This window comes from Alcaligenes sp. AB3 (assembly GCF_031844565.1).
Lineage (GTDB): Bacteria > Pseudomonadota > Gammaproteobacteria > Burkholderiales > Burkholderiaceae_B > Alcaligenes > Alcaligenes faecalis.
The window spans coordinates 157,582-182,668 of record NZ_JAUZVM010000006.1 but is presented as its reverse complement, the minus strand read 5'-3'; the positions used below and the strand labels follow the sequence as shown (position 1 = coordinate 182,668).

General features: G+C 57.0%; 25 protein-coding genes and 2 tRNA genes. 11 read left to right on the top strand and 16 right to left on the bottom strand.

Translation table 11 applies throughout. The annotated features are described in order from the left end of the window. Window positions 1-66: 66 nt before the first annotated feature. Together Q9R35_RS13895 and Q9R35_RS13890 are read right to left on the bottom strand one after the other, a co-directional pair. Window positions 67-1,137 carry a nitrilase gene (locus Q9R35_RS13895; RefSeq protein WP_311220003.1) on the bottom strand — a complete coding sequence of 357 codons (1,071 nt, stop codon included), beginning with the start codon at window positions 1,135-1,137 and terminating at the stop codon, window positions 67-69. A gap of 215 nt (window positions 1,138-1,352) precedes the next feature. Further along, window positions 1,353-1,610, bottom strand: coding sequence for a hypothetical protein (locus tag Q9R35_RS13890; protein WP_162089956.1), 258 nt, complete (start codon window positions 1,608-1,610; stop codon window positions 1,353-1,355). A 113-nt stretch (window positions 1,611-1,723) separates the two neighbouring features. Here Q9R35_RS13890 and Q9R35_RS13885 point away from each other — a divergent pair, with 113 nt between their 5' ends. Further along, window positions 1,724-2,317, top strand: a complete 594-nt coding sequence (locus tag Q9R35_RS13885; RefSeq protein WP_035271432.1) for a phenylacetic acid degradation protein PaaY — start codon at window positions 1,724-1,726, stop codon at window positions 2,315-2,317. A 242-nt stretch (window positions 2,318-2,559) separates the two neighbouring features. Here the strand turns inward: Q9R35_RS13885 and Q9R35_RS13880 are convergent, their stop codons facing one another. Genes Q9R35_RS13880 through Q9R35_RS13870 form a run of 3 tightly spaced genes read right to left on the bottom strand, consistent with a single transcriptional unit; the run spans window position 2,560 to window position 6,303 of the window. Then, window positions 2,560-3,564, bottom strand: a complete 1,005-nt coding sequence (locus tag Q9R35_RS13880; RefSeq protein WP_042484039.1) for an extracellular solute-binding protein — start codon at window positions 3,562-3,564, stop codon at window positions 2,560-2,562. Window positions 3,565-3,580: 16 nt separating this feature from the next. Further along, a complete protein-coding gene (locus tag Q9R35_RS13875; protein ID WP_080723738.1) occupies window positions 3,581-5,248 on the bottom strand; it encodes an iron ABC transporter permease in 1,668 nt (555 codons plus the stop codon). 5 nt (window positions 5,249-5,253) lie between these two features. Beyond that, window positions 5,254-6,303, bottom strand: a complete 1,050-nt coding sequence (locus tag Q9R35_RS13870; RefSeq protein WP_042484043.1) for an ABC transporter ATP-binding protein — start codon at window positions 6,301-6,303, stop codon at window positions 5,254-5,256. A 656-nt stretch (window positions 6,304-6,959) separates the two neighbouring features. Here Q9R35_RS13870 and Q9R35_RS13865 point away from each other — a divergent pair. From Q9R35_RS13865 to Q9R35_RS13855, 3 genes are read left to right on the top strand one after another with little or no spacing between them, the layout of a single operon-like run. Further along, complete coding sequence (locus tag Q9R35_RS13865) at window positions 6,960-8,078, top strand: NAD(P) transhydrogenase subunit alpha (RefSeq protein WP_042484046.1); 1,119 nt, start codon at window positions 6,960-6,962, stop codon at window positions 8,076-8,078. Window positions 8,079-8,082: 4 nt separating this feature from the next. Beyond that, on the top strand, window positions 8,083-8,403 hold the full coding sequence (locus Q9R35_RS13860) for an NAD(P) transhydrogenase subunit alpha (RefSeq protein ID WP_009457776.1): 321 nt from the start codon (window positions 8,083-8,085) through the stop codon (window positions 8,401-8,403). Beyond that, a complete protein-coding gene (locus Q9R35_RS13855; RefSeq protein ID WP_311220002.1) occupies window positions 8,400-9,836 on the top strand; it encodes an NAD(P)(+) transhydrogenase (Re/Si-specific) subunit beta in 1,437 nt (478 codons plus the stop codon). The genes Q9R35_RS13860 and Q9R35_RS13855 overlap by 4 nt, the downstream gene beginning before the upstream one ends. An 82-nt stretch (window positions 9,837-9,918) precedes the next feature. On the opposite strand, the gene Q9R35_RS13850 is transcribed toward Q9R35_RS13855, so the two are convergent. The 3 genes from Q9R35_RS13850 to Q9R35_RS13840 form a co-directional block, all read right to left on the bottom strand. Continuing rightward, complete coding sequence (locus Q9R35_RS13850; protein ID WP_026484259.1) at window positions 9,919-10,251, bottom strand: hypothetical protein; 333 nt, start codon at window positions 10,249-10,251, stop codon at window positions 9,919-9,921. Window positions 10,252-10,337: 86 nt separating this feature from the next. Continuing rightward, window positions 10,338-10,721, bottom strand: a complete 384-nt coding sequence (locus Q9R35_RS13845; protein ID WP_026484260.1) for a hypothetical protein — start codon at window positions 10,719-10,721, stop codon at window positions 10,338-10,340. A 517-nt stretch (window positions 10,722-11,238) separates the two neighbouring features. Beyond that, window positions 11,239-11,315 (bottom strand) — tRNA-Arg (locus Q9R35_RS13840). A gap of 326 nt (window positions 11,316-11,641) precedes the next feature. On the opposite strand from Q9R35_RS13840, the gene Q9R35_RS13835 reads away from it, so the two are divergent. Continuing rightward, window positions 11,642-12,115, top strand: coding sequence for a hypothetical protein (locus tag Q9R35_RS13835; protein WP_311220001.1), 474 nt, complete (start codon window positions 11,642-11,644; stop codon window positions 12,113-12,115). 200 nt (window positions 12,116-12,315) lie between these two features. Here Q9R35_RS13835 and Q9R35_RS13830 read toward each other — a convergent pair. After that, window positions 12,316-12,392, bottom strand: a tRNA-Arg gene (locus Q9R35_RS13830). A gap of 275 nt (window positions 12,393-12,667) precedes the next feature. Here Q9R35_RS13830 and Q9R35_RS13825 point away from each other — a divergent pair. Continuing rightward, window positions 12,668-13,837, top strand: coding sequence for an alpha-hydroxy acid oxidase (locus Q9R35_RS13825; RefSeq protein ID WP_311220000.1), 1,170 nt, complete (start codon window positions 12,668-12,670; stop codon window positions 13,835-13,837). Here Q9R35_RS13825 and Q9R35_RS13820 read toward each other — a convergent pair. The 7 genes from Q9R35_RS13820 to Q9R35_RS13790 all read right to left on the bottom strand — a co-directional run bounded on the left by Q9R35_RS13820 (window position 13,831) and on the right by Q9R35_RS13790 (window position 18,511). Beyond that, entirely contained in the window at window positions 13,831-14,844 is a 1,014-nt protein-coding gene (locus Q9R35_RS13820; protein WP_063693465.1) for a glutathione S-transferase family protein, read from the bottom strand. The two genes, Q9R35_RS13825 and Q9R35_RS13820, sit on opposite strands and share 7 nt — an antisense overlap. A gap of 14 nt (window positions 14,845-14,858) precedes the next feature. Then, window positions 14,859-15,458 carry an NAD(P)H:quinone oxidoreductase gene (gene wrbA / locus Q9R35_RS13815; protein WP_009457766.1) on the bottom strand — a complete coding sequence of 200 codons (600 nt, stop codon included), beginning with the start codon at window positions 15,456-15,458 and terminating at the stop codon, window positions 14,859-14,861. 179 nt (window positions 15,459-15,637) lie between these two features. Beyond that, on the bottom strand, window positions 15,638-16,045 hold the full coding sequence (locus Q9R35_RS13810; protein WP_063693468.1) for a PaaI family thioesterase: 408 nt from the start codon (window positions 16,043-16,045) through the stop codon (window positions 15,638-15,640). A gap of 6 nt (window positions 16,046-16,051) precedes the next feature. Next, window positions 16,052-16,366: an I78 family peptidase inhibitor gene (locus Q9R35_RS13805; protein WP_042484061.1), complete on the bottom strand. Its 315-nt coding sequence runs from the start codon at window positions 16,364-16,366 to the stop codon at window positions 16,052-16,054. Window positions 16,367-16,424: 58 nt separating this feature from the next. Then, a complete protein-coding gene (locus tag Q9R35_RS13800; RefSeq protein ID WP_063693471.1) occupies window positions 16,425-17,042 on the bottom strand; it encodes a DNA-3-methyladenine glycosylase in 618 nt (205 codons plus the stop codon). Next, complete coding sequence (locus Q9R35_RS13795; protein ID WP_311219999.1) at window positions 17,035-18,072, bottom strand: adenosine deaminase; 1,038 nt, start codon at window positions 18,070-18,072, stop codon at window positions 17,035-17,037. The genes Q9R35_RS13800 and Q9R35_RS13795 overlap by 8 nt, the downstream gene beginning before the upstream one ends. 58 nt (window positions 18,073-18,130) lie before the next feature. Continuing rightward, window positions 18,131-18,511 (bottom strand): DUF423 domain-containing protein, encoded by a 381-nt coding sequence (locus tag Q9R35_RS13790; protein ID WP_042484071.1) that lies wholly within the window; start codon window positions 18,509-18,511, stop codon window positions 18,131-18,133. A 92-nt stretch (window positions 18,512-18,603) separates the two neighbouring features. Here Q9R35_RS13790 and Q9R35_RS13785 point away from each other — a divergent pair, with 92 nt between their 5' ends. From Q9R35_RS13785 to Q9R35_RS13765, 5 genes are all read left to right on the top strand, one after another. Beyond that, window positions 18,604-19,608 carry a magnesium and cobalt transport protein CorA gene (locus Q9R35_RS13785; protein WP_035275091.1) on the top strand — a complete coding sequence of 335 codons (1,005 nt, stop codon included), beginning with the start codon at window positions 18,604-18,606 and terminating at the stop codon, window positions 19,606-19,608. A gap of 41 nt (window positions 19,609-19,649) precedes the next feature. Continuing rightward, window positions 19,650-21,251, top strand: coding sequence for an acyl-CoA dehydrogenase family protein (locus tag Q9R35_RS13780; RefSeq protein WP_311219998.1), 1,602 nt, complete (start codon window positions 19,650-19,652; stop codon window positions 21,249-21,251). Window positions 21,252-21,353: 102 nt separating this feature from the next. Next, window positions 21,354-21,926, top strand: a complete 573-nt coding sequence (locus tag Q9R35_RS13775; protein ID WP_231691585.1) for a thermonuclease family protein — start codon at window positions 21,354-21,356, stop codon at window positions 21,924-21,926. Further along, a complete protein-coding gene (locus tag Q9R35_RS13770) occupies window positions 21,920-24,106 on the top strand; it encodes an ABC transporter substrate-binding protein (protein WP_045931065.1) in 2,187 nt (728 codons plus the stop codon). Before Q9R35_RS13775 ends, Q9R35_RS13770 begins: the two co-directional genes overlap by 7 nt. Continuing rightward, on the top strand, window positions 24,106-25,083 hold the full coding sequence (locus tag Q9R35_RS13765) for an ABC transporter permease (RefSeq protein ID WP_311219997.1): 978 nt from the start codon (window positions 24,106-24,108) through the stop codon (window positions 25,081-25,083). The genes Q9R35_RS13770 and Q9R35_RS13765 overlap by 1 nt, the downstream gene beginning before the upstream one ends. Window positions 25,084-25,087: the final 4 nt, after the last annotated feature.

Here is a 25,087-nt window from a genome sequence, read left to right as displayed (position 1 = left end):
CGGGATCGGGGACGCAGAAGGAATCAAGGCCCGGACAGTTTGCCCGGGCCTTGTCATCTTTTGGGGTCAGGACGGTTCTTGCACCAGTAGCGTATCCGAGTCCTGAGTCTGGCTGACGGCGACGGGCGCAGCCGTACTTTGCACGTGCGGCTCGGGAGCTTCTTCCTGGATCACGCTTTTGGAATGCACCCGAGTCATGGGCTCACGGTGCCCCAGGTCCAGTACCAGACGGGTGGCCTCGGGTTTGGAGTAGTGGCCCACAGGGTCGTTGATCGCCTTGGCGAAGGCAATTTCTTCCATGTTCAGATCGGCAATGATCAGGCCTTCGGCGTCGTGTGGCAGGTAGGGAGCCAGGGTGCGTCCGTCGGGCGCAAAAATCATGGAACTGCCGCCGCCCACTTTCAGCAAGGAGGCGTTGTGTTCACCTACTTCCAGCATGTCCAGTGTCTCCTGGGTGACGACACTGCTGGCGGCGATGGTAAAGCACTGGCCTTCAACTGAATAGATTTGCGAGGCAGCCATGTTCACCTTGGCGCTGAGCGCATGGGCCTGTTCGCTATACAGCGAAAAGGACGGCCAGGCGGCAATGTGAATGGCTTCGTGCTGAGAGTACAGCGCGTACTTGCTCAAGGGGGACAGGTGCTCCCAGCAGCACAGGGCACCGACGCGGCCCAGCTCGGTGTCGGACACAATCAGATCTCGGGCATAACCTTCACCAAACACGGTGCGCTCGACATGTGTAGGTTTGAGTTTGCGACGCGACCACAGCATCTCGCCCTTGTCGTTGATCAGGCATTGGCCCAGGTAAAGGCTGCCACCGCTGCGCTCGCTATAACCCAGTGCGATGAAAATACCCAAGGTCCGTGCGGCCTGGGCAATGCGTTGAAACTCTGCACTGTCCAGCGAGAGCGAATTGGCATAGTAGCGGGTACTGTATTTCAGCGACCAGGCCGGTGCGCCCAGCCAGACGTGGAAGGGATAGCCGGGCAGCCAGGTTTCACCAAACACGATCAGGTCACAGCCCTCATCGCGGGCCTGACGAGCCAGCTCAATGGTTTTATCAACACCCGCTGCCAGATCGTAGTTGAGAGAGGCGGCCTGTACGGCGGCTGCCCGGACGATTTTTCTTGTCTGCATACATCCTCCTTGTCGCGGTATCCGCGATCCTGATCGCCAGACCGCGCTGCTTACCGAGCCCGGTCGTCTTGGTTTGCGTCAGTGTAGGAGGGGAAGGTGGCGATGAATTGACTGACAGGCGCAGGATGCTTGACTGGGAGTCGCAAGCAGGGGGAGCGGGAGTCCCCCATCCTGGCCGTCCGTGCAGTGAACAAGAGGGTTGGGGGTTGCCTGGCTTAAAGCGCGAAGCTGTATTGCACCGTCAGCCCCATGCCCACGACCCACAGAATCAGGGGGATGGGGCGCATCAGCAAGCCGGGAATGGTGCGCAGAATAAAGCCGATCAGGCGGGTGAACAGCCAGAGCAGGGGCGGCGATTGATCTTTTTCCTTCATGTAGATGATGCCTTGCGACAGCAAAAAGGACTGCGACAAGTAGGCGGCGTAAAACACCATGCCCAAGGAAAAAGCCAGCCAGTAATACAACATGCTCATAGGATGCAAAAAGAAAGAGTACGGCGCATTATATCGGTCTGTAGCAGCTATGATCGTATTTTTGGCCGGACCTGGGGCCGGCTGTGGGTGCAGGCTTTTTGTACGAGGCAGGTATGCAAAATATTTATTCTATTGATGGGCTGGTGCCCGTGGTTCATCCCACGGCCTATGTTCATCCTACCGCTGTACTGATTGGTGACGTCATTATTGGTGAGGGCGTGTACATCGGCCCTCTGGCCAGTTTGCGAGGGGACTTCGGGCGCATCATCATGAAGGCCGGCTCCAACATTCAGGACACCTGTGTTATTCACGGCACGCCTTATCAGGACACGGTGGTGCATGAGGATGGCCACGTCGGGCACGGCGCAGTGCTGCACGGCTGCGTCATTGGCCGCAATGTGCTGGTGGGCATGAATGCGGTCGTCATGGACGCGGCGGACATCGGAGCAGACAGCATTATTGGTGCCATGGCCTTTGTGAAAAAAGGCATGCAGGTGCCTCCTCGCAGTCTGGTGGCGGGTTCCCCGGCTACGGTGGTCAAGGAACTGGATCAGAAAGCCATTGATGGCAAGTTCTTCGGTACGCGCATGTACCAGCGTCTGGCCCAGCGTTCCCTGGCAACGATGCAGCGCGTGGAGCCGTTGACGGAAGTGGAAGCAGACCGTCCGCGTTTGCGTGAAGACCAGATTTATCCAGTGGATAAATAAGGCAGCACAGTCTTTCTCCAGGCTTGTTGCTTCCCGAGCGCAAAGCAGTTTTGGAGCCGGTCTGAAAGTGCTTGGGATACGTCACCAGGCAGCAGTTTTTGCCCACGTATTTCAGGTAATAAAAAACCCCTTGAAGGCCGGATGAGAATCCGGCATCATGGGGTTTTTCCATTCAGTGCCTAATAGCGGGCGGGTGGGGTAGGCTCACCACGCATCGCTATTTAGCTCTGAATTACTTCAGCTTATTTGCCAGCCGCAGCCAAAGCCTGTTTCCAGGCGTCGATCACTGTTTCGTACTCGGCAGCCGCCTTCAAAGGATCGATGTTGGCAATCTTGATCTGATCCAGGTTAGGCAGTTTGGTCAGCTCGGCCACATTGATGTCATTGCGGGTAGGACGGCGGAAGTTCTCTACCAGTTCGGCTTCCTGGACTTCTTTGGACAGCAGAACGTCGACCAGTTTGCGAGCCGCTTCCTGGCCGTTCTTGGGGTTCTTGATCACGGCCACGCCCTCAGGGGCGATGAAGGTACCGTCTTCAGGGTAGATCAGCTCAATGCCTTTCTGACCACCGGCCACGTAGGCGTAAGCTGCGTATTCCATGGTCACGCCCAAGGGGTACTCGCCGTTGGCCACGCTCTTGTAGACCTGGCCCGAGCTCTTGGACACGATCACGTTGGCTGCCAGCTTTTGCAGGCCTTCAGCACCGTACAGTTGGTAGATGCCGTAAACCTGGTCGTACGCACTGCCCGAGGATGCTGGGTCACCAATGATGACCTTGCCTTTCCACTGAGGATCGAACAGGTCGGCCCAGGTCTTGGGGGCGGCCTGGCCTTTCAGTTGGCGCTCATTGGCCATGATGACCATGACGTGGGCGTTGGAGCTGGTCCACAGGCTGTCCTTGCCGTGGAAGGCTTCAGGAATGGCCTTGTTCTCGGGCGATTCGTAGGCTTCGAAGTTTTGCTGGAAAGCGGCCATGGTGCCGTAGCCAGTGCCCCATACCACATCGCCCAGCGGGTTTTGTGCTTCGGCTTCGATACGCTTCATCAAGGCACCAGCGCCCGAGGTCACTTGTTGAATGGACAGGTCAGAAGCGGTCTTGCGAGCGATTTCCAGCGCCGTGTCAATGGTTTGCACATTGTTGGGCGTGTACATCACGGCATTGGCGGCCATGGCGGCACCGGACAGGGACAGGGCGCCGACACTGAGGGAGAGTGCCAGACCAGTTTTCAGAAAACGTGTAGTCAGCATAGTGAGCCTTTTTAGATTAGCGGCTGGAAAACAGATCCAGCTTGAGAAAACGGATAGCCAGATAAATCGGCACCAGAATCACGACCATCAGGATCACCCCGTAAGCCGAAGCGCGGGCCAGAAAGCCGGCGTCGATCTGACGGAACATCTGGATGGGCATGGTCTCCATACCACCGTAATACAGCACGATAGTGGCGGAAATTTCAGCCAGCGAAGTGACCCACATCAGGATGGCCGCGCCCAGAATGGCGGGTTTCATCAAGGGCAGAACCACTTTGAAGAAACTCTGGAAGGGGCTGACACCCAGGTTGATGGAGGCCTCTTCGATAGAGTCGGGAATGTTGTAGAGCGAGGCCGAGGCCGAGCGAATGGAGAAGGGCACTTTACGTACAAAGTACGCACCGGCCATGATGACCCAGGTGCCGGTCAGCACCAGCATGCCGCTGTTGTAGGTCTGGATCAGGGCAATACCCAGCACGGTGCCGGAAATGGCCAAAGGCAGCATCACCATATAGTCCAGGGCTGTCACCACGAACAGGCGCTTTTTCACGATCAGGTAACTGCACACAGTCGCAAAGCAGGTGCCTGCGATGGTCGCCACACTGGCCAGCATCAGCGAGTTCAAGATGGGCTCGGGGGCGTAGCGCAGGGCACGCTCCATATTGTCCAGGGTGAAGGTGCCGTATTGCATGACCGGGCCGCTGGCTTTGGTGAAGGCGCCAATCAGCACGATAAAGGCGGGGATCAGTGAGAAGGTCACAAACAGCACCGCACCCACGGTCAGCAGGATACCGGCCAAGCCTTGGGCACGAACCGGGCGCGGGGCGCGGCCTTGCTGCATCTGGAAGGTCTTGCGCTCCAGTACCCGTTTTTGAATGAACAGCACCGCGCCGACCAGAATCACGGACACCACGGCCAGCACACCTTGCATGGTGGGGTTGCCGCTCATCTCGGACAGGAAGGTGGTGTAGGTCAGGGAGGACAGCACATCCACCTGACCACCCAGAATCATGGGGATGGAGAAGTTGTCCACGGCCAGCGTGAACACAATCATGGCATTGACCAGCAGGGCAGGCATCAGCACCGGGAAGGTCACACTAAGCGCACGCTTGAAGTTGCTGGCACCCAGGTTCACGGCCGCTTCTTCCAGCGTGCCATCAATGGCCTTGAGGGCAGCCAGCATGCCGATATACACATAGGTGTAATCGTTCAGGATCAGCACGTAGGACATGCCGAACCAGCCATAGAAACTAGGCAGATCAATACCGATGCTTTCCAGCGCCAGACGCACTACGCCGTTATTGCCCAGTAGCATCAGCCAGGCCTGCGAGACGATGATGTCCGGTAGCACGATGGTGGTCAAAGGCAGGATCGCCACAATGGCCTTGCCGGGAAAGTCGTAGCGGGCCACCACATAGGCCAGCGGGGCGCCCAGCAGCAAGGTGCCGATAGTGGAGATCAGGCCCAGCTTGATGGTGTTGAAAAAGGCTTCAACATAGCGCGGTTCGCTAAAGAAAGTTTCAAAGCCATGCAGGCTGGGCATGCCCGTTGCCGGGTCGATAATGCTTTGATAGAACAGAGAGGCGAGAGGCCAGACAACCCAGAACACCAGCACCACCAGACAGACCAAGGCGGGCAGGAACCAGGGAGAACGAAGGGCCAGGGGTCTTGCAGCAATAGCCATGGGTCTTACGCCTCGACCAAACGACATTCAGGGCTGAAGCTCAGGTTTACCGAGCCGCCTGCCGACAGATGCGGGTCCTGGGCAGCGGCAACGTCAGCAATAATTTGTTTGCCGTCGCTTAGCTTCAGGCTGTAGGCCGTTTTGGTTCCCAGATACTGGCGCGCCACAACCTGGGCAGGAATGCTGCCGGCCTGGGCTTCAGTATGCAGGGTGATGTTTTCGGGGCGCACTGCCAGCAGCACTTGGCCGACGGGGGGCGGATTGTTCACCAGAATGTGTCCACCCGCAATGCTGACGGTGGTGTGACCGTCCTCTACATGCACGCCCAGGGTGTCGATCAGATTGGCTGCGCCAATAAAGTCGGCGGCATAGGCCGTGCGTGGTGCGGAATACATGGCTTCGGGGGTATCGAGCTGGTCGATACGGCCCTGGCGCAACAAGGCAATGCGATCCGACATGGACAGGGCTTCTTCCTGGTCATGCGTCACGAAAATAGCCGTAATGTTGGACTCCTGCTGCAATTCGCGGATGACCTGACGCATTTGAATACGCAGCTTGGCATCCAGGTTGGACAGGGGCTCGTCCATCAGCAGGACACGGGGCTCGATCACCAGGGCGCGGGCCAGGGCTACGCGCTGGCGCTGGCCGCCGGACAGCTCGGCCGGGTAGCGTTGGGCCATGCCACCGAGTTCCACGCGGTCCAGAATATAGGCGACTTTTTTCTTGATTTCGCTACTGCTGACCTTGCGTACCCGCAAGCCGTAAGCCACATTGTCAAACACGGTTTTATCGGGGAACAGGGCGTAGTCCTGGAACACCATGCCGGTTTCGCGCTTGTGCGCGGGCAGGTAGGTAATGTCTTCCTTGTCCAGAAACAGGCGGCCTTCATCGGGAATGATGAAACCGGCAATCATGCGCAGCAGCGTGGTTTTTCCGCAGCCACTGGGCCCTAATAAAGTGAAGAACTCGCCATGCCGGATTTGCAGGCTCAGTTCATTGATGATGGTATTGCTGCCGTAGCGTTTCACTACGTGATCGATGTGGATTTCTGCCATGGGGATAGATCAGCCTGGGACTGAATAGTGCAGGTAAACCGCGTATCAAGGGGGCGGTTGCCTAGGCTTTTAAAAGAGGTGGCTCAGCGGCCATTGGCGACGCAAACATCACCCTGGCGTGAACACGAACATTAATTACAAGTTAATGACAAGTTTTATAAGAAGTTGCTATCTTAGCAGCAGGCCAATGCTTGTAGTTTTAATTATCAGGCGTCTAAGTCCCTGGCCAAGGCTGATCTGCTCAGTGTTACCCGACAGGCAAGCAAAAAAAATTCCATAGAACAAGCATCATATTGCGATAATCAGGTGGTAGTAATGTGTCTTGCTTTTTCGTCTAAAGCGGTCTAGTGCGGCTTGGGGTTTCTTGTGTCAAATAAAGGCCCTTATAGTGAGTTCAAAAAAGAATGACCGGTTCCTGCGAGGGGCAGGAGTGGGAGAGGGAAACAACAGGGCGGATTTCTATCCTGTTTAGGCAGGCCTGCCACGGGCCTGTTCATGCACATCCGAATTTATAGATGGTGTTCCGGTGTTGTGGGAAAACACATACCGGGCCGGAAAGGTTGTTGGGTCGTTTCCCGCTGGGGGCAGACTCACCCGTCCGGGTACTGCACGTCGTCAGAGATCGTAGAAGTTAGTTAATTAACTGGAGATTGAAGATGCGACTGGGTGTACTAAGCCCCCGGGGGACCGGGGAAAAGAGGGTAGCGGCCACGCCCGATACCATCAAGGCTTACCGCAAGGCGGGCCATGATGTGATTATCGAGGCGGGTGCCGGACAGGGTATTGCCAGCTCGGATGCTGATTACGAGGCAGCAGGGGCAACGATAGGGGATCCCTATCAAGCCACCGTGCTGCTGGTAGTGGGCCCGGCTGATGTGGATTCGGCGCGTTTACGTGCCGAGCATGTGGTCGTCGGTATGTTGGACCCTTACGAGAGTGAGGGTCTGGACAGGCTGGCTTCTTCGGGCTGCCAGGCATTCGCCCTGGAGCTGATCCCGCGTACCACGCGGGCGCAAAGTATGGACGTTCTGTCCTCGCAGGCCAATATCGCGGGTTATGCCGCAGTGCTGAAAGCAGCCACCTTATATCCCCGATTCTTTCCCATGATGATGACCGCGGCGGGTACCGTCAAAGCGGCTCGTGTTGTGGTGCTGGGCGCGGGGGTGGCCGGTTTGCAGGCGATTGCGACGGCACGTCGTCTAGGGGCCGTGGTAGAAGCCTCCGACGTGCGTCCTGCCGCGCGTGAGCAGATCGAGTCCCTGGGCGGCAAGTTTATTGATGTGCCCTACGAGACCGACGAAGAGCGCGAAGCGGCGCAAGGGGTAGGCGGCTATGCCCGTCCCATGCCCGCTTCCTGGTTGCAACGGCAGGCGGCGGTGGTGGCGGCACGTTGCGCCCAGGCCGACGTCATCATTACCACGGCCTTGATTCCGGGGCGCCCCGCCCCGCGTCTGATTGCCGAAGAAGTGGTGCAGTCCATGCGGGCAGGTTCGGTCATTGTTGACTTGGCTGCGGCACGTGGCGGTAACTGCGCCCTGACCGAAGCCGACCAGATTGTGGAGAAACATGGCGTGACCCTGGTGGGCGAGACCAACTTCCCGGCCCGTGTGGCGGCGGATGCGTCTGCCTTGTATGCACGCAATATTCAACAGTTCCTGGGCTTGATGCTCAAGGACCAGTCTGACGAGCTGCATATCCCTGCGGACGACGACATTGTGAATGCCAGCCGTGTTGTACAGGGTGGCAAACGACTCTTTCCACAGCAGGGAGCCTGACGCCATGGATATTATTTCTCCCCTGGTCATTAACCTGATCATCTTTGTGCTGGCCATTTACGTGGGTTATCACGTGGTCTGGACAGTAACCCCCGCTTTGCACACGCCCTTGATGGCGGTGACCAATGCGATCTCGGCCATCATTATTGTGGGCGGGATGCTGGCCGCGGCGCTGACCGAAAGCCCTTGGGCCCAGGCGATGGGCATTATTGCCACCGCGCTGGCCTCGGTAAACGTGTTTGGTGGTTTCCTGGTAACCCGCCGCATGTTGGAAATGTTTAAAAAGAAGGGCGCTAAAAATACGCCCAAGGAAGGGCAGTCATGATTTCCATGAATACCGTTACCTTGTGCTATTTGCTGGCCTCGGTGTGTTTCATTCAGGCCCTGAAAGGCTTGTCGCATCCGGCCAGTTCGCGTCGTGGCAATCTGTTCGGCATGGTGGGGATGGCCCTGGCCATTGCCACCACGGCCGTGCTGATCTATAGCCTGGCCCCTGAAGGCAAAGAGCTCTCTGGCCTGCTGCGGGTTTTGATCGGTCTGGTGATTGGTGGCGTGCTGGGCACCGTCATGGCACGCCGTGTCGAGATGACCAAGATGCCGGAACTGGTGGCCTTCATGCACAGCATGATTGGTCTGGCTGCGGTAGCCATTGCGATTGCCGTGGTGCTGGAGCCGGTGGCCTTCGGGATTGGTTCGGCCGAGGTGGCTCTGCCCATGGGTAACCGTGTGGAGCTGGCTTTGGGCGCGCTGGTCGGTGCCATTACTTTCTCTGGTTCGGTGATCGCGTTTGGTAAGCTGTCGGGCAAGTACAAGTTCCGACTGTTCCAGGGCGCACCCGTTACCTTCAAGGGTCAGCACATGCTCAACCTGCTGCTGGGTCTGCTGGCCCTGGCTTGCGGCGTGATCTTTGTGATGACTCAGGCATGGTGGGCCTTTGGTGTGCTGCTGGCCTTGTCCTTCCTGCTGGGCGTGATGCTGATCATCCCGATTGGCGGGGCAGACATGCCCGTGGTGGTGTCCATGCTGAACAGCTATTCGGGCTGGGCGGCAGCGGGGATTGGTTTCTCCCTGAACAACTCCATGCTGATCATTGCCGGTTCGCTGGTGGGCTCCTCCGGTGCGATTCTGTCCTACATCATGTGCAAGGCCATGAACCGTGCCTTCTTCAACGTGATTCTGGGCGGTTTTGGCGCCAATCCGGAAGCCGCTTCCGGTGGCGCGGACCAGGGCAGTCGTTCGGTGAAATCCGGCAGTGCAGAAGATGCCGCTTTCATGATGAGCAATGCCGAGTCCGTGGTGATTGTGCCCGGTTATGGTCTGGCCGTGGCCCGTGCTCAACACGCCTTGAAAGAGCTGTCGGACAAGCTGACCAGCCAGGGTGTGAATGTGCGCTACGCCATTCACCCGGTCGCTGGCCGTATGCCCGGCCATATGAACGTCTTGCTGGCCGAGGCAGAAATGCCTTATGAGCAAGTCTTTGAAATGGACGACATCAATAGCGAGTTTGCGCAGACCGATGTGGTGCTGGTTCTAGGCGCTAACGACGTGGTCAACCCGGCCGCTAAAAATGATCCGGCTTCGCCGATTGCAGGCATGCCGATTTTGGAAGCCTACAAAGCCAGAACCGTGATCGTGAACAAGCGTTCCATGGCTGCCGGTTATGCTGGTCTGGATAACGAACTGTTCTATATGGACAAGACCATGATGGTGTTTGGTGATGCCAAAAAGACCATTGAAGATATGGTCAAGGCGCTGTAAGACCTTCGGGTTTTTGCGCCGGCAGTAAAAAGCGCTCTGGTTCCTTGCGGGCCAGAGCGCTTTCTTGTTGGGCAAAGCGAATTTAGAACTTGGGGCCGGAACGCAATTGCTCGCACATCTGATTGCGCTGGGTGTTGGTGGCGCCCTCAAGGTCCTTGCGGCCGCGCTGCAGGCCTTGCTCGAATGCCACATCGAAATCGGCCTCGCTAAGGCCCATATCCTTCATGGCTTCTTTCTGCTTGTTCTTCATGTCCTGTAATTGCGTGTCAGTGTAGTCGCCGCAGACCTGGGCGGCCGCATGCATGGCGCCGCCCATCTGGGCCAGTTGGGCCGTAGGGTTGGCCTCTTGCGCGACCGACAGGCTGCAGGCGAGGAGCAGGACGGCGGGCAGAAAATGGATAGTGCGTGAGATCATGATGAGTCTTGTTGCCTTGCTGTAAAAACGCCTGGGCCTAACAGCTCAGGCGTTTTGAGTGTAGCGAGTCTCAAACTAAGAGATTTTTAGTGGTGCGATAAGCTGTAGTCGGAGACTTTATGGTTTTCAAAATGGATATATAGTCTGCGGCCATCTTCTTGTGTTGCCCCGGTGATGCTGCTGGCGGCGCCCAGCCCGAAGGCACCCATGGCAGAGGACAGCAAGTCAGAGGTTGCTTTGTTAGAGGGTGAATAGGTCCACATCGACGGACCTCTTGGGCCTTCTTGAGTGGTATCTGGTTTGCCGTAGAGTTGGCGTACTTGCTCGACGGTGGTCACGCCTGGTTTTAGGTGTGTTTGCATGTAGGTGGCAGTGAACTTGTCTTCGCCTCCCGTTCCACCACCTTGTAGGGTCTGGCAGGCAGCAAGTGGAATGGACAGTAAAAGCGCAGCGAGCATGCGACGAGTCATGGGTTTCCTCTTTAGATTAATGAACAGATCTGCTTTGTTTGTTTTTCGGGTCTATTCAAAGATGGGAATAGCCTAAGATGTGCCAACGACAGGCTGCACCGGGGTATCGGTTTCAGTAGATACAAGCTGGAAGGCTCAATTTTCTCTGTCGTATGTGACTGCATGTTGTACGCAGCCCGTGGCATAAGCTCTTGGAATGGTATGTCCCCTCTTTTAATTCGTGTTGGCAATAATAGAGAGGTTTTACCCTAATTTTTTGAAATTAAAATAAAGTTTCAATTGTTACATCCCATTCGTGGCATTTGTGAAGTTCAGTTTATAAACGCTTGAGCAGGGACTTGAGGATGGGTGTTGTGCTTTTTTGCCTGACAAGACTGATGGGTGGAAACAATTAACTTTGCCCGCTGCATGCAAATCACAGGAAAAAAGCAGAGAAACCGGGAAAGTCAGGTTGGGTAAAAAAGCGGAAAGACAAACGAAAAAAGCCACTTCCGAAGAAGTGGCTTTTTTCTTTATATGGCGCGGCTGGCAAGATTCGAACTCACGACCCCTTGGTTCGTAGCCAAGTACTCTATCCAACTGAGCTACAGCCGCTAAAGAAGTGAAACTATAGCAGACTATTTATCTGCATGGCAAGCCTAAAAAGCATTTTTCTTGAAATGAATGCGAAATTTTTCTGAAAACACCAGGAAACAAGGCTTGGGCGGGCTTGTGGAGCAGGGTAATGCGGATTTAACCCGACACTTTGTAATGTCTTTAAGCCGTGATGGTGATGTTGAGGGCCTTCTCGACACGAGCGTGACTTGCTGGTGCAGGCATGGGACCATTACTCTTCGTGGTGGCTGCGTCAAAACCAAATGTGGTGATGCCGCTGGCACCAGTCAATTAGCAGCAGTTTCAAGGCCTCAGGAGTTACAGGTATGGTCCCACTCGGCTTAAGTCCGGCACAGTTTCAGCTGCGTTATAAGCGGTGTTTGGAACGCGCCTCAAAGCCCCTTATTGCCGAGTTACGTACCTTGTTCGCCTTGCCCGTGCCAGATAGAGTGACGGATGCCGAGGTGCAAATTTTCTTTGGTGAAGACGGATTGGAAACCCCATCGGCATGGATTTACTACCGTGGCGACAATAATAAGGTCGATAGCAGCGACCCTTCCATTTTTCCCGGTAGAGCCATGGAGCTTGCTCTGGGTTTAGACAAGATGGACGCCTTCCACGAAGCCTATTTCCTGGATGAAGAGTTTGATGGCCTGAGCATGGCGGCCAATATCACCCAAGCGTGGTTTGCAGAATGCTGGTGGAAAGCAGGCGGGTGGAGCTATGCCATCCCCGTGACGGCATGGGTGCATGATGGCTTCGGTGACGGTCTGGGTCTTGAGTTATCTGAAAGGCGATAAGGCCTTGCAGGAACCGTTCCTAACTACATATAGCCCTGATCGCTACTGCTCATTCTATTTCTTTGTTCAAGCCTGCTCGTATTGCTTATTGTTATTGTGGGTACAGGCTTGAGCGACGCTCGGTAGCGTAGTGATGCCGTGTGATAATCGAGTAGAAAGCAAAAAAGCCATTTCCGAAGAAATGGCTTTTTTACTGAATATGGCGCGGCTGGCAGGATTCGAACCCACGACCCCTTGGTTCGTAGCCAAGTACTCTATCCAACTGAGCTACAGCCGCTAAAGAATTAGAACTATAGCATGGCTATTTTTGCTTGTCACCAAAATATCCGCATTTTTTATTCAAATAGTCTCTTTTTTGATTTTTCGGGATACGCAAAGGCTGAGAAGCCGCCTGCTGCAAGGCTTGCAGCCCTGTCGGGACTAGCTCCCTCTCTTGATTCGGGCAGCATAGGTAAGCAGAGCAGGTAGAAACATCGAACAGTCTGTACAGGATGACTTGCCCCACAGGGCACAAAGTCGCATTATTACGCCATTGTTTTGGAGCCCAATGTAATGGATCTGTCGAAAATTACCTGCACTGAAGATTTCCGCCTGGCGGCCAAACGCCGCGTGCCCAAGATGTTTTATGACTACGCCGACTCCGGCTCCTGGACGCAGGGCACGTATCATGCGAACGAGCAGGATTTTCACAAGCTGAAATTCAAACAGCGCGTGGCCGTGGACATTGATCATCGCAGTCTGAAGACCAAGCTTCTGGGCCAGGATGTTGCCATGCCCGTGGCTATTGCCCCTACCGGTCTGACCGGCATGCAGCACGCCGATGGTGAAATGCTGGCGGCTTTGGCCGCACGGGATTTTGGTATTCCGTTCACCCTGTCCACCATGAGTGTGTGCTCGCTGGAGGACGTGGCCCAGGCTACCCGCGCCCCGTTCTGGTTTCAGCTTTATGTGATGCGTGATCGCAGCTTTATTGAAAACCTGATTGCGCGTGCCAAAGCGGCTAATTGCTCGGCCCTGGTGCTGACCTTGGACTTGCAGGTCTTGGGCCAGCGTCACAAGGACATCAAGAATGGCCTGACCACGCCTCCACGCCTGACGATTCCTAATTTGCTGAATCTGGCGACCAAGCCGTACTGGTGCCGCAATATGCTGCGCACGCATCGTCGCAGCTTTGGCAATATCGTCGGCCACGCCAAGGGAGTATCGGATCTGCGCTCCTTGTCGACCTGGACTGCCGAGCAGTTCGACCCGAGCCTGAACTGGAAAGATATCGAGTGGATCAAGGATGCCTGGGGCGGCAAGCTGATTGTTAAAGGCATTATGGATGCCGACGATGCTCGTTACGCCGTGGATAGCGGTGCCGATGCCTTGATCGTGTCCAATCACGGTGGCCGTCAGCTGGATGGCGCGCCATCCTCAATTTCCTGCCTGCCTGCGATCAGCAAGGCGGTAGGTGACAAGATCGAAGTGCTGGTCGATGGTGGTATTCGCAGCGGTCAGGATGTGTTGCGTGCCCGCGCCTTGGGCGCTCAAGGTGCCATGATTGGCCGTGCTTTCCTGTATGCCTTGGGTGCGGCGGGGCAGGCCGGTGTGGCCCGTTTGCTGAAACTGATGGCGAATGAGCTGGACGTGTCCATGGCGTTTTGCGGTCGTACCGATATCAATCAGGTAGACCGCTCCATCTTGCTCAATCCCGATATTTTTGATCGTCCCGGTTACTGAAGACCGATATGCAAGGGCCCTGGCTGGACGGGTAAATGACCTCGTCCGTGGGGCCCGTTCAGATCCAGCACCGGGCCGGCCGGCACAATACCCGTCGGGTTCAGATGGCGGTGACTGCTGTAGTAATGGGTCTTGATGTGATCCAGGCTGACCGTGCTGGCCACGCCAGGCATTTGGTACAGCTCCAGCATGTAGTTCCACAGATTCGGATAATCAATCAGACGGCGCAGATTGCATTTGAAATGGCCGACATAGACCGGATCAAAGCGAATCAGGGTAGTGAACAAGCGCCAGTCGGCCTCGGTCAGTTGCGTGCCAGTCAGGTAGCGCTGCTGGCTCAGGCGAGCCTCCAGCCCGTCCAGACTGTCGAACAGCGCATGAACTGCCGTGTCGTAGGCGGCTTGTGAGCGGGCAAAACCTGCTTTGTAGACCCCGTTATTGACGGTGTCATACACATGGGCATTGATCTTGTCGATTTCGCCCAGCAGCTCGGCAGGTGCCATATCCAGACTGCGCGCGCCCAAAGTATCAAAGGCGCTATTGAAAATGCGCATGATCTCGGACGACTCGTTATTGATGATCGTGCCGCGCTGCTTGTCCCATAGTACGGGCACGGTAATGCGCCCTGTGAATTGCGGGTCCGCCTTGGCATAGAGCTGATGCAGGAATTGAGCATCCATGACCGGGTCCGGCACCACGCCCTCCGCCGGTTCAAAGGTCCAGCCCTGATCGCCCATGATGGGGTTCACCACCGACACTGAAATCAGCTTTTGCAGCCCCTTTAATTCGCGCATGATCAGGGTGCGGTGCGCCCAGGGGCAGGCCAGCGAGACATATAGGTGATAGCGATTGGCCTGGGCAGGCTGCGCCGCCTGTCCGTCCGGGCCGGGGCCGCCGTCGGCGGTAATCCAGTCCCGGAAGGCAGACTGGGCACGTTGAAATGTATCGGACTGAGCGCTGCTGACAGGCTCTTTGCTATGCCATTGTCCATCTATCATCATGCCCATCTGTGTACTCCGTTTTAGCCTTTCAGCTTGATTGCAATTTCAGCGATGTGACGGCCCTGGTAGCGGGCGCCGTCCAGCTCGTTCTGGCTGGGCTGACGTGAACCGTCGCCACCGGCAATGGTGGATGCGCCGTAGGGGCTGCCGCCAGTGACTTCGTTCAGCAGGGTCTGGCCCGCAAAGCTGTAGGGCAGGCCCACCACAATCATGCCAAAGTGCATCAGGTTATGAATAATGGACAGCAGCGTCAGCTCCTGCCCGCCGTGTTGGGTGGCGGTAGAGGTAAAGGCACCGCCTACCTTGCCATTGAGTGCGCCGCGCGCCCACAGGCCACCGGCCTGATCCAGAAAACTGGCCATTTGTGAGCTGATACGCCCGAAACGGGTGCCGGTGCCGACAATGATGGCGTCGTAGTTTTCCAGGTCGCCAATAGTGGCGACCGGGGCGGCCTGATCCAGCTTGAAATTCGCTTTCTGGGCCACGGCTTCCGGGACCAGTTCGGGGACACGCTTGATGTCCACCGTCGCGCCAGCGCTTTGTGCACCTTCGGCAACCGCTTGGGCCATTTTTTCTACGTGGCCATAGGCGGAGTAATAGAGAACCAGGACTTTTGCCATTTGAACTTCTCCAGAAAAGCGATCAACAAGGAATCGGGCGGGGCAGCGGCCCCAGGACCATGTCGGGGCTCACCTGCTATGACGATGATAGTCGTGCCAAGCCCGCTATGCCAAACCCTTGGACGGATTGTTTTGTGTCAGAGTCTGTCTTGCAAAGCGGGCGGGGGTTTTGGGCGGAATCAGCCCGGCAGGAGCGCGTAGGTGGTGGTGGCGTGGGCCGCCAGTCGACCTTGCTCGTCCAGCAGCTTGATGTCGCCAAAGACCATGCTTTTGCCACGTTTCAGCACCTGGGCGTGCACCAGCACATCCCCCTGGCTGATCGGGCGGACAAAGCTGGTGTTCAGCGAAACCGTGGTCATGGGGCGAAATTCCCCCAGGCTTTGACTGACGGCCAGCACCATGGCGGTATCGGCTGCCGCCATATACACCTGACCGCAGACTACACCGGCCACGTGTGTCAATTGATCCGAAAAAGGCAGGCGGAGAACCACGCCGTCTTCATTCAGATTTTCTACGCGCAGCTTCAACGCTTGGACCCAGGGTGCGAACAGCGTGTCCAGCAGGTGTTGGCTTTGTTCGTGAGTCATCAGGGATCAGCCGCAGTAAACGGAGGTGATTTTGTTCTGCTCGTCCACGCGAATGTTCAAACGGGTGGGGTCATAGTCGGTGGTGTACATGCGGTCCGGAGCCAGGACGCGAGCTTTGGCTGCACCGGCCTGTTTGACCAGACGCTCCACCTGGCTTTGGCTGGCGGTTTGACCGGCTGGATTCAAGGCGTCCGCATTGCACAGACCACCAGAGGAGTCGCTGAACGAAGAGGTCGAGCCTGTTTGTGCGCTATTACCCGTGGCCGTGCAAGCAGCGAGCAAAACGGCGGGAAGTACGCTAAGTAGTACGGAGAGTCGCATGGGAAATCCTTAAAAACAGCTGGGAAGCATTCAGCTTGAAGGATTAATAATACCTGTTCTAGGCGGGGCGTTTAAGGCCTTTGGCACTGCGTTTTGTGGTGGTTTTGCCCGGCTTGACCGATACCTCCGGATGCTGGGCAATCGAGTAGCGCAAGGGGGCCTGGGCCCAGAGGCCGGCATAGTCCACCCCGATGCGCGGGCCGACCAGGATTTGCTCTGGCGGCAGGGCGGGGGCGTCCAGCAGATGCAAGCTTGGGCCGCAGGCATCCGCGCCGTTATAGCTCTTGTCGATACCCAGTCCCTTGCACAGACGGCCTGGGCCGGACAGGGAGGGGCCATCAACGGGTGACGTCCATTGCGCGGCCCGCAGCAAGACGGCCGTTCCGTCACCTTCCACGCCGCTGACGATATTCATGCAGTGATGCAGGCCGTAAATCAAATACACATAGGCGTAGCCTGCCGGGCCGAACATCAGTCGCGTGCGCTCGGTGATACCGCGTCGGCTGTGGGCAGCCTGATCTTGGGGACCCAGATAGGCTTCGGTTTCCACAATGGTGGCGCAGCGCTCCCCGCGTTCGTCATTCAAAACCAGGGTTTTGCCCAGCAATTCCAAGGCCACGTAACGCGGATCACGGGCAAAGAACGTTCTTGGCAGTTGCAGCGTGGACTTAGTCATTGCCGGGGATGTGCTCCAGCTTGTTCAGCCAGACCTGTTTGTGTTCCTTGGGTAAAAAGGAGGAGCGCAGGCTGTTGGCTGCCAGGGTACGCAAGTCGGCTTCCTGCAGATTCAGGGCCTGGGCGGTTTGCATATAGTTGTCCAGCAGATAGCCGCCAAAATAGGCCGGGTCGTCCGAGTTCACGCAAACATTCAGGCCGCGATCCAGCAAATGCTTCAGATTGTGCTGGTGCAGGCTGTCAAAAACCTTGAGCTTGATGTTGGACAGGGGACAGACCGTCAAGGAAATGGCGTGGTCGGCCAAATACTGCATCAGGGCCGGATCGTCCTGGCTGCGCACGCCATGGTCGATGCGCTCCACTTTCAGAAGCTGCAGGGCATCGCGTACATAGCTGGCCGGGCCTTCTTCACCGGCATGGGCGACCAGCCGGAAACCCAGCTCTCGGCAACGGGCATAGACTTTTTCGAACTTGGCGGGTGGGTTGCCCTTTTCCGAGGAGTCCAGGCCAATCGCAATCCACAGGTCGGCATACTGATTGCGCAAGGGTAGGGCGGCCTCCAGAGTGGCAAAAGCGTCGGCTTCGCTCAGATGGCGCAGGAAGCTCAGGATCAGATAGCTGCTGATCCCCAGTTCGGACTTGGCCTGGCGAGCGGCACGGGCAATTCCGGCAAATACGGTTTTCATGGCGATCCCGCGTGCCGTGTGTGTTTGCGGGTCAAACATGATTTCCGTATGCACAATGCCATCGGCCTGGGCGCGCAGAAAGTAGGCCCAGGTCATGTCAAAGAAATCCTGCTCGGTAATCAGGACACCGGCTCCGGCGTAATACAGGTCCAGAAAGGACTGCAAGTCGGTGAACTGATAGGCGGCGTGCAGGCTGGCCTGATCGGGATAGGGCAGCGTAATGTGATTGCGCTGGGCCAGCTTGAAGATCAAGTCCGGTTCCAGCGTGCCTTCAATATGAAGATGCAGTTCGGCCTTGGGCAGTTGGCGGGTAAATTCGCGTAAAGAAAAAGCGGAATCAGACACGGAGCGCTCCTGGTAGGCAGACTATGCGCCCCATTATACGAAGGCAATAGCTCTGGGGTCAGTTGTCCTTGCCACGCAAGGCGGCAATCGCCAGAAAGAGCCAGGCCAGAATCATGGCCACCCCGCCAATGGGGGTGATTGCGCCCAGCCATTTCACGCCGCTCAGCACCAGAATGTACAGGCTGCCGCTAAAAATCAGGACGCCAGCCAGCATCAGAATCGCACTGCGAGACTGCCAGGCCGCATTCAGTTGGGGGCCCAAAGCGGCGATCAGCAGCAGGCCCAGACCATGCAGCAATTGATACAGCACGGCCGTGTGCCAGGTCGCCAAGGCTGACGCATCAACCATGGAGCGCAGTGCGTGGGCACCAAACGCACCCAGGCCTACGCCCAGCGCCATAATCAGTGTGCCCAGGCACAGGATGGATCGTGATTTCATGTCTTTCCTTGCAAGTCGCTGCACTCGCAGCGCGGAGGGAGGCCAGTGCTATTATCGAACAAAAAAATTGGCTTTGTCTGCAAGGAGGCAGCATGCAAGAAATAGCTCCGGTCGCCCCTGATGCACAAGACGTTGTGGTGGCCGCGTATCGCTATCAGTCTGGCCAGCCTGCTCAGGCCTTGGATATTCACCACCTGCCTGCACACAACCCCTTGAAGGACGGCTTTATCTGGATTGGTTTGAAAGACCCCAGCGAAGCAACTTTGCGCGAAGTGGGGGCGCAGCTGGGCCTGCCCGACAATGCGGTTGAAGAATTGATTGCTCCCCATCGTCGTCCCAAATTGCTGGAGTTCAGCAATTGTCTGATTGTGGTGGCAGTGACTCTGGGCCTGAAAGACCTGCGCCCGCTTTTTGGCACCACGCAGATTCTGATTGCCCATGGTTTGTTGCTGACAGTACGGCGCGGTTCCAACAGCAGCTATCTGGAGTTGCGTTCCCGTCTGGAAAGCACACCAGCCTTGCTGGAACGGGGCAGTGATTTTGTGGCCTCGGAATTGCTGGATCTGATTGTGGATCAGTACCAGACTTGCCTGGAACAAACTGAAAAGGCGGTCGAAGCTATTGAACAGCAATTCCTGATTCGGGGCTTCAAGGAAAACGATGTACGGCGTATTTATCGTTTACGACGCGATTTGCTGCGTGTGTATAACGCGGTGACGCCTTTGGCGGAGCTAAGCCGTCGTTTGTCGCGCATCGAGCTGGCGTATGTGGATGCGGAAAGCCGGGCGTATTTTGGTGAAGTGGCAGACCGCATTGCCCGTACTTCCGAATTTATTAACAGCCTGCGGCAAGCCCTGGCCTTCGCCTTTGAAGGCGGCTTGATGATAGGTCAGATGCAGCAGACGGATACCACCCGCAAGCTGGCGGCCTGGGCGGCCATTCTGGCTGTGCCGACCGCGGTGGCGGGGATTTACGGCATGAACTTCAAATTCATGCCCGAGCTGGAATGGACGCTGGGCTACCCGCTGGCCTTGGGCCTGATGGGCAGCGTTTGCGGATTTTTGTACTGGAAATTCAAAAAGGCCAAATGGCTCTAGCCTGAAGCAAAGAGCGAGAAGGCCGAAATCAAGGAGGCGAGATGGGTCTGGAACAGCAGTTACAGAATCAGGTGCCGGATTTGATGGATGATGATCTGTTTGGCGAAGATCCGGCTTTACAACATTGGCAAAGCAAACTGGCCAGCGACGAGGCCCGGCAAAGTCTGGCGGACTACGGTAAGAAATTGGGCTCTGCCCATTGGCGCGAGCAAGGCGCTTTGGCTAATCGTCAGCCGCCGCAATGGCGAGGCTGGTCTGCCCAAGGGCAACGAGTCGATCAGGTGGATTTTCATCCCTCCTGGCATCATTTGATGAGTCTGGGCATGGAGCAGGGCCTGCATATCTGGCCCCATCAGCCCCAGCCCGGTCAGCATTTGCAACGGGCTATGGGTTTTTATCTGCATGGTCAGATCGAGGCGGGCACTTTGTGTCCCTTGACCATGACGCGCGCCGCTGCGCCTTTATTACAGGCTGAGCCGTTTCAGGAATGGGCCGCCAAGCTGGACATCAATCAGTACGACGCTTCTCATCAGTTGATGGCAGAAAAAAGCAGCGTGCTGTTGGGTATGGGCATGACGGAAATGCAGGGCGGCTCGGATCTGCGCGGCTGCACTACCGAAGCCCATCCCGAGGCCCAGGCTTTTCGTCTTTACGGGCACAAATGGTTTTTTTCTGTGCCGCAAGCGGACGGGCATCTGGTACTGGCGCGCGAGCACGAGCAGTTTTCGTGTTTCTTGATGCCGCGCTATACCGAATACGGTTTGAATCGCCGTTATATACGCAGGCTGAAAGATAAATTGGGCAACCGCTCCAACGCCAGTGCCGAAATTGATTTTGACGGTGCGCTGGCCTGGCGCGTGGGCCAAGCCGGTCGCGGTATTGCGCTGCTGGCCGGAATGGCCGCCCGTACCCGTATTGATTGCGTGCTGGGCAGCGCCGCCCTGATGCGACAAGCCTTGGTGCAGTCCCTGCATTACTGTCAGCACCGACGCTGCTTTGGCAAACAATTGATCGAGCAGCCTTTGATGCAGGCGGTACTGCTGGACATGAGCCTGGAAAGCGAAGCCGCCACTCATCTGGCCCTGTTCCTGGTGGATTTGCAGGAGCGTGCCGATGATTCCGTGGCGCAGGCGGTGCTACGCGTGCTGGCTCCAGCTGCCAAGTTCTGGGTATGCCGTCGGGCCATCGCCCTGTGTGCCGAAGCCATGGAAACCTGGGGCGGTAACGGTTATATCGAGGATGGCCCCATGCCGCGCTTGCTGCGCGAAGCCCCCGTCAATTCGATTTGGGAAGGCTCAGGCAATGTAATGTGTCTGGATGTGCAGCGCGCCTTGAGTCAGGAAGGTGTCCTGGAGGCCTTGCAGGCGGATTTGCGTGCCCGTACGGGAGATGATGCGGAACTGGGCCAAGCGGCGCAGGATTTGTTGAGCACAGTTTCCCAGGCCGGAGGCCGTGTCTGGACGCAGAAACTGGCACTTCTCTATCAAGCCTGCTTGATGCGCGAACTAGCTCCCGATGCCGTCGCGGATATGTTTGCAACCCATCGTCTGCAAGAAGGTCCCGCTGCCATACTCGGGCTGGAAGGTGTGGAGCAGGCTTCCTGGTATTTGCATCGCATCTGGCCCCGCCTGCAGGCGTCTTGATGCAGGCCTGCCTACTAGGGACATTGCTCTGGACAGGCGGTGCGCAGTATCTATAATTTGTTAGCCTAGTTTCTGCTACCCGCCTGGAGTGTTGTCCGCATCATGACTGTGTTTTCCCTGTCCGGCTTTTCTTCTTTGACGCGGCGCACAGCCGTTTGTGCTGGCTTGACGGCTGTGCTGGCTGTCTGGGCCTTGCCTGTTCAGGCTCAACACTTCGAGTTGACCGGGCGCGTAGTGCGGGTGGCCGACGGCGATACGCTGACGATTCTGCCCAGCAATAACAGGCAGGTGCGCGTGCGTCTGGCCAGTATTGATGCCCCTGAAACCACCAAAGACAGCCGTCGCCCTGGCCAGCCCTTTGCGGTGGCCTCGCGGCGCTTCTTGTCGGATTTGGTGTCTGGTAAACACTTGACCCTGTCCTGCTATGAGAGCGACCGCCATGGGCGCGCGGTATGTGATGTGCCTTTGGCCGATGGCGAAACCGCCAATCAGAAACTGGTACGGGCCGGAATGGCCATGGCCAATCGTGAAAAACGTGGCCGTTTCCTGCGCGACCCGCGTATTGATCAACTGGAACGCGAGGCTAAAGAATCCGGTGTAGGCATCTGGTCCGAGCCCAATCCTGTTCCGCCATGGAAATGGCGTTATGACTGCTGGCAGCAAGGGCAATGCTAAGCCCTTTGCGGCGGCTCGGACTGGCTCTGTTGTGCGTCGGATTGGCAGCCTGCTCCAAGCCCGTTAACAGCCCTTACCATGAACACAGTGCAGCAGAAAACACGCTGTACAGCGCGTTCACGACCCGTTCTCCCAATCACCTGGACCCAGCCTTGTCCTACTCCGGTGACGAGACGCCGTTTACCTACTCGATTTACGAGCCACTGTACGGCTATCACTATCTGGACCGGCCTTATCGTCTGATTCCCAAGGCGGCGGCCGAATTGGTAGACCCGGTGTATCTGGATGAGCAGGGCAACCGTTTGCCTGCCGATGTGCCGGGGGAACAGGTAGCCATCAGCCGTTACGACATTCCGATCAAGCAAGGCATTCGCTTTCAACCGCATCCGGCTTTTGCCTTGGATGAGCAGGGTGAGTTTCGTTATTACCCCATGCGGGCGCCGGATCTGAACGATGCCTTCAGCATTGCTGACTTCGCTCATACCGGCTCGCGCGAGCTGACGGCTCACGATTACGTTTACGCCTTCAAGCGTCTGGCCAGCCCGCGTTTGGCGTCCCCTGTGCTGGGTGTGATGGCCGAGCATATACGGGGCTTCAAGGAGTTCAGCGAAGAACTGGCCCGTGTCGACAAGCAGGAGCCGAGGCCGCAATGGCTGGATTTGCGGCCCTTCACCTTGCCGGGCGTGCGGGCTCTGGACAAACATACGCTGCGTATCGAGGTCAAGGGCAAGTATCCGCAGTTCAAGTACTGGCTGGCCATGACTTTTACCGCGCCCATGGCCTGGGAGGCCGAGCGCTTCTACAGCCAGCCGCGCATGGCACAGCACAATCTGACGCTGGATAGCTGGCCGGTGGGCACGGGGCCGTTCATGCTGACGGAGTCCTTGACCAACCGCCGTCATGTCCTGAGCCGCAACCCCAATTACCGGGGCGAACCTTACCCCTGCGTCGGTGAACCGGGCGACCAGGAGGCGGGACTGCTGGAGGATTGCGGCAAACCCATGCCTTTCCTGGACAAAGTGGTGTTCTCTTTGGAGAAAGAGAGCGTTCCCTTGATGGGCAAGTTCCTGCAAGGCTATTACGACATTCCGCAGGTGGAGCGGGGCGAATACGGCGTCGCCATGACGGTAGCTGCGCAGGACTCGGTAGACAAAGCCAATCTGTATCAGGAGCGCGGCCTGCAATTGCGCACGGCTCCCGAAGCGCAATTGTTTTATATGGGCTTTAACTGGCACGACCCGGTGGTCGGTCAGGGCGACACGCCCGAGCAGTTCGAGAAAAACCGCAAGCTGCGTTTGGCCATCAGCATTGTGTTCGATTGGGAGCAGTACGTTTCCATTTTCATGAACGACCAGGGGGAAGCCGCACATAGTCCTTTGCCGCCCGGCGTACCGGGTTACCAGCCGCTGCCACAAGGCGCCAACCCTTACGTCTACACTAAGGATAATGGCGTGGTGAAACGCCGCAGCCTGGACGAAGCCCGCGATTTGCTGCGACAGGCAGGCTATCCCGATGGACGGGACAGCCGCACCGGCAAGCCCTTGATTCTGTATTACGACTCCATGATGGGCATGGGCTCGGATGCCACGGTGGACTGGATGCGCCGTCAGCTGGCCCAGGTAGGCTTGCAGCTGGAAGTGCGCGCCACCGACTACAACCGTTTTCAGGACAAGATGAAACGCGGCGCGGCACAGCTATTCCTTTGGGGCTGGGTAGCCGACTACCCGGATGCGGAAAACTTCTTCACCTTGCTGTATGGCCCCCAGGCCAAGAAAGATTTTGGGGGTGAAAACGCCGCCAACTACCAAAGCGCCGAGTTTGATCGCCTGTACGAGCAAATGCGTTTTCTGAACGATGGCCCGGACAAACAGGCAGTGGTACAGCAGATGATCCATCTGGTTCAGCACGATGCCCCCTGGATGTTTGGCTATGTGCCCAATGCGGGCGGTGCCTATCAAAGCTGGGTGCGCAATGCCAAGCCGTCCATGATGGTGCGCGACAGCATCCAGTATTACCGTATCGACCCCGAACAGCGTGTGGAGCGCATTGATCGCTGGAACGGCCCTGTCTGGTGGCCCGCCATTCCGCTGGGCTTGCTGGCTTTGATTCTGGTGTGGGTGGTGCGCTCGCAGGCTCAGGCGCGTCGTCGCCACGTGGCTCTGCGCAAGGAGAAAGACTGATGTTTTCCTATATGCTGCGGCGCATTCTGTATGGCGTGCTGATTCTGATCGGGGTCAATCTGCTGACCTTTGTGCTGTTCTTTGCCGTGAATACGCCCGACGATATGGCCCGCCTGTCCATTGGTGGGCAGCGCGTCAGCCAGACGGCCATTGAAAACTGGAAGGTAGAGCGCGGTTATAACAAGCCGCTGTTTTATAACGCGCAGGCGGAAGGCTCCAAAACCTTTACCGACACGATTTTTTACGAGCGCTCGGTTCCTTTGTTGCGCCTGGATTTTGGTTTGTCTGATCAGGGGCAGGATATTGCCTATCAGATCAAGCAACGCATGGGGCCCAGTCTGGCGCTGGCCTTGCCCACCTTCTTTTTAGGCTTATGGGTGTGCATCAGCTTTGCCTTGCTGATGGTGTTCTTCCGGGGAACCCGACTGGATTTTTCCGCCGTTGTGCTGTGCGTGGTGCTGATGTCCATTTCAGGCCTGTTCTACATCATCGCCGGGCAGTGGCTGTTTGCGCGGGTGTTGCGCTGGGTGCCGTTCTCGGGCTGGGTGGAAGGGATGGATAACTGGCGCTTTCTGGTCTTGCCGGTGCTGGTGGGGATTTTGTCGCGAATCGGCGCAGAATCCCGCTTTTATCGCAGCCTGTTCCTGGAAGAGGCCAGCCGCGATTATGTGCGTACGGCGCGATCCAAGGGGCTGACGGAATCCACCGTCCTGTTCCGCCACGTCTTGCCCAATGCGCTGTTGCCCATTCTGACGGGCACCGTCTCGGCCTTGCCCTTGCTGTTCATGGGCAGCCTGATCTCCGAGTCTTTTTTTGGTATTCCGGGTCTGGGCAGCTTCACCATTGATGCCATCAATGCCCAGGACTTCTCCATTGTGCGTGCCATGGTGTTTTTAGGATCGATGCTTTATATCGCCGGTTTGATTCTGGCCGATATCTCCTACACCTTGGTCGACCCCCGCATTCGTTTCAGTTGAGCCC